The organism is Acinetobacter sp. V2 (assembly GCF_001188385.1).
Taxonomy (GTDB): domain Bacteria; phylum Pseudomonadota; class Gammaproteobacteria; order Pseudomonadales; family Moraxellaceae; genus Acinetobacter; species Acinetobacter oleivorans.
The window spans coordinates 1,734,778-1,738,978 of record NZ_JZFB01000001.1; the positions used below are offsets into that span (position 1 = coordinate 1,734,778).

Below are 4,201 nucleotides of genomic sequence, written 5' to 3' on the forward strand. Positions count from 1 at the left end.
TGTATCTAATACATCTTTTTCACGGCTAAACTGTGTTAATACTTTCGGTACTTTTTGTCCATTAATAATCAATTGTCCATGATCATAAACAAGATGATCGCCTGGCAAACCGATTACACGTTTAATATAACTAATAGTAGGTTGAGGTGGATAACGGAATACAATCACATCACCACGCTTTGGTTCTCCCACATCAATAATTTTCTTATTAACGATAGGTAAACGCACACCATAATCAAATTTATTCACCAGAATAAAATCACCAGTTTCTAAAGTAGGGACCATAGAGTCTGATGGAATATTAAATGGTTCGTAAAGGAATGAACGAAGTACAAGTACTACAGCTAAAACTGGCCAAAAGTCATAAGCCCATGTAATAACAAAATTTTCGTTCCCGCGCCCTTTATTTGCACGCTGTTTGAATACAAGTTTATCTAACAACCACACTGCAAATAGAATCAGCGTAACTGGAACAAGAATTAAATTAAAATCAAAATCCACACGACCTCACTCGCAGCCTAGCTGCTTGTATTACAGTGGGGAAAAGAAATTGTTCACTTCCCCCACCCTCATTTCTTATCTTTCTACTTTCAATACAGCCAAGAACGCTTCTTGTGGAATTTCAACGCTTCCCACTTGTTTCATACGTTTCTTACCTTCTTTTTGTTTAGAAAGTAGTTTTTTCTTACGCGAAACGTCACCACCATAACATTTTGCTAATACGTTTTTACGCATCGCTTTTACGGTAGAACGGGCAATAATTTGTGCACCGATTGCTGCCTGAATAGCAACATCGAACATTTGGCGAGGAATTAAGTCTTTCATTTTCTCAACCAACGCAATACCACGATGGCGTGCATCATTGCGGTGACAAATCATAGCCAAGGCATCAACCTTTTCGCTATTAATTAGCACATCAACCTTAACTAAAGCTGAACTTTCAAAACGTACAAAGTTATAGTCTAAAGATGCAAAGCCACGAGAGCATGACTTTAATCTGTCAAAGAAATCCATAACGACTTCAGCCATCGGGATTTCAAAAGTAATAGAAACTTGGTTACCCAAGAATTTCATATCTTTTTGTACACCACGACGTTCGATACATAGCGTCATTACGTTCCCTAAGTATTCTTGGGGAACAAGGATATGACATTCAGCAATTGGTTCACGCAAATCTTCTACAGTAGATCCGTCTGGCATTTTTGATGGACTGTCGATATAAATCGTTTCGCCCTTCTTGGTTAATGCTTCATAAATTACAGTAGGCGCAGAACTAATGAGATCAAGATCGTACTCACGCTCTAAACGCTCTTGTACAATCTCCATGTGTAGCATTCCTAAGAAGCCACAACGGAAACCAAAGCCTAGTGCATCAGAACTTTCTGGTTCAAAGAATAAAGCCGAGTCGTTAATCTGCAATTTTTGTAGCGCTTCACGGAATGGCTCAAAATCACTCGCATCAATCGGGAAAAGACCAGCATAAACCTGTGGTTTAACTTTTTTGAAACCCGGTAAAATCGTAACATCAGGGGTAGATGCAAGCGTAATCGTGTCACCTACTGGCGCACCAAAAATATCTTTAATACCCGCAATTACAAAACCTACTTCACCAGCTTCAAGGATATCTGTTTCCGTATGCTTCGGATTAAACACACCCACTGAAGTTACCGGATGAGTTTGACCTGTCGATTTAACCAACATTTTGTCGCCCTTACGGATACGACCTTGTTTAATACGTACAAGAGAAACTACACCTAGGTAGTTATCAAACCATGAGTCGATAATTAATGCTTGTAAAGGTGCTTCACGATCACCTTCTGGTGCCGGAATAACATCGACTAAACGCTCTAAAACACCTTCAACACCTAAACCAGTTTTTGCTGAACAGGTTGGTGCATCAGTTGCTTCAATTCCGATAATTTCTTCAATTTCATGAATTACACGTTCAGGTTCAGCCTGCGGTAAATCAATTTTATTTAAAATAGGAAGAACTTCGAGACCTTGTTCAATCGCGGTATAACAGTTTGCAACTGATTGTGCTTCTACACCTTGTGCAGCATCTACAACCAATAGCGCACCTTCACATGCAGCTAATGAACGAGAAACTTCATACGAGAAGTCTACGTGTCCGGGAGTATCAATAAAGTTAAGTTGATATTCCTGACCATTAGGATGAGTATAATATAGCGTGACTGAAGCGGCTTTAATGGTAATCCCACGTTCGCGCTCAAGCTCCATTGAGTCCAAGACTTGAGCTTGCATTTCACGATCTTGTAGACCACCACACATCTGAATAAAACGGTCAGCCAATGTAGACTTACCATGGTCAATGTGGGCAATAATCGAGAAATTTCGTATATTTTTGATATCGACGGATTTTTTAGCTTGCGCCATGGGTTACCTTGAGAAAATATAGAGTGCTATGTAGCTTGTTTTAATACACAGCCAAAGCAGTTAAATAAATTGCGTGAGATTATAACAGATGGATATTTTAAAGTATCCAAAATAATCATGAGCTTTGTACTTATGTTTTAAAAATGACAATCAAAGTGAGCCCACTACTTCAGGTTATTGAGCATACGAAATAGTAAAATCATAAGGGTTTATGCTTGAATCAAGCGGCTTATATGCATGGGTAAAAGTTGGAGACATTCGTTTTGGACGTCCTGTAGCAATTTCAATACATGCCCATTTAGTATTTCCAACAAATAATACGGCCTGATCTGATGGGCGGAAAAATACATAATGACGGAACGAATAAAGAGCATTGATATCATCTAACCATGTACGTAATACAATTTGTTCGCCTTCAAATGCAGCTTTACGATATTGCACATGATGCTCAACCGCGACCATTGCATGTTTTAATTCGAGATATTTTGTTACCCCAACTCCTAAGGTTTCAACATGAGCAGCAGCTACATCTTGCATCCACTGTACATACATCACATTATTCACATGTCCTAAAGCATCAATATGATGTGGCTGCACCTGAATATGTAAATCAAAAATACTACTCACAAATGTTCACTCTTATTTATTAACCTTTAAACCGAAATAAGTGTAGGTAGATATCACTATACGCTCAAGATAAATAACAAAAAACCACCCATGTTTAGGGTGGTTCATTGTTTCTTTTTTAAGTTTACTGGATACGTAAACCAAGCATTGCGCGTTGTCCCTGACGAATAATTGCAACACGCGCTACCGTATTTTTTTGCAAGTTAGAAACGACTTTTGCAAAATCCTGACTATTTAAAATCTGGTTATTGTTAACTTGAACAATCACATCACCCGGAATGATATTTGACAATGATGCTAAGCCACCACGGCGAACATCTTGTACAAAAATCCCACCCTTTACACTTAAAGCACTTTTTTCTGGCTCAGCTAAATCACGAATGCTCATTCCTAAAACTGGTCCTTTAGAAACAGTACTTTGTGCACCTGTGGCAGGCGTTTCATCTGGAGCAGTCGTTAAAGTTGCTGAAATATTACGGGTTTTGTCATCACGTAATACTTCAAACTGGACAGTTTGATTCGGCTGTACTTTGTTTAATGCGTAGAGTAATTCACTAGTGCGCGATACTGGATTACCGTTATATTTCAAAATCACATCACCAGCTCGCAAGCCTGCTTTTTGTGCAGGTGAGTTCGGAGAAATTTGAGTAATTAAAGCACCTTCAGGTTTTGGTAACTTGTAAGCATCAGCAAGGTTGCGGTCAATGTCTTGCATCATCACACCAAGATAAGAGCGTGTTACCTTACCTTTAGTTTTAAGCTGTTCGGCTACATCCATCGCTACGTCAATCGGGATAGAGAAAGACAAGCCCATATAGCCGCCAGTACCACTAAATATTCGAGAGTTTACCCCGACTACTTCACCATTTTGGTTAAATAGTGGACCACCAGAGTTACCTGGGTTTAGCGCAACGTCAGTTTGAATAAATGGTACCGAAGTTTCACCACTCATATTTCGTGATTTAGCACTCACAATACCTGCCGACGCAGAGTAGTCAAAACCAAAAGGCGAACCAATTGCTAAAACAGGCTCTCCCACTCGTAAACGGTCAACATTTCCTACGCGTAAAGCTGGATAGTTATTTCCAGTCACTTTTAACAATGCAACGTCTGTACGCTCATCACTCCCAACCACAGTTGCATCAATTTCACGGCGGTCATTTAAAGTAATACTAATGCG

At 39.4% G+C, this 4,201-nt stretch carries 4 protein-coding genes; all 4 read right to left on the minus strand.

The features are described 5' to 3' along the window. Positions 1-501: signal peptidase I (lepB, locus tag UC75_RS20720; RefSeq protein ID WP_228137169.1), on the minus strand; the 501-nt coding region annotated here is incomplete at its 3' end. Between the two features lie 75 nt (positions 502-576). Further along, complete coding sequence (gene lepA, locus UC75_RS07955) at positions 577-2,394, minus strand: translation elongation factor 4 (RefSeq protein ID WP_004790731.1); 1,818 nt, start codon at positions 2,392-2,394, stop codon at positions 577-579. A 174-nt stretch (positions 2,395-2,568) separates the two neighbouring features. Beyond that, complete coding sequence (locus UC75_RS07960; RefSeq protein ID WP_049837240.1) at positions 2,569-3,021, minus strand: acyl-CoA thioesterase; 453 nt, start codon at positions 3,019-3,021, stop codon at positions 2,569-2,571. Positions 3,022-3,145: 124 nt separating this feature from the next. Further along, a partial coding sequence (locus UC75_RS07965) for a PDZ domain-containing protein (protein ID WP_228137170.1) occupies positions 3,146-4,201 on the minus strand: 1,056 nt, incomplete at its 5' end.

Coding starts and splice junctions, on each gene's coding strand:
- lepA (WP_004790731.1), bottom strand. CDS start 2,394: ATGGCGCAAGCTAAAAAATCCGTCGATATCAAAAATATACGAAATTTC.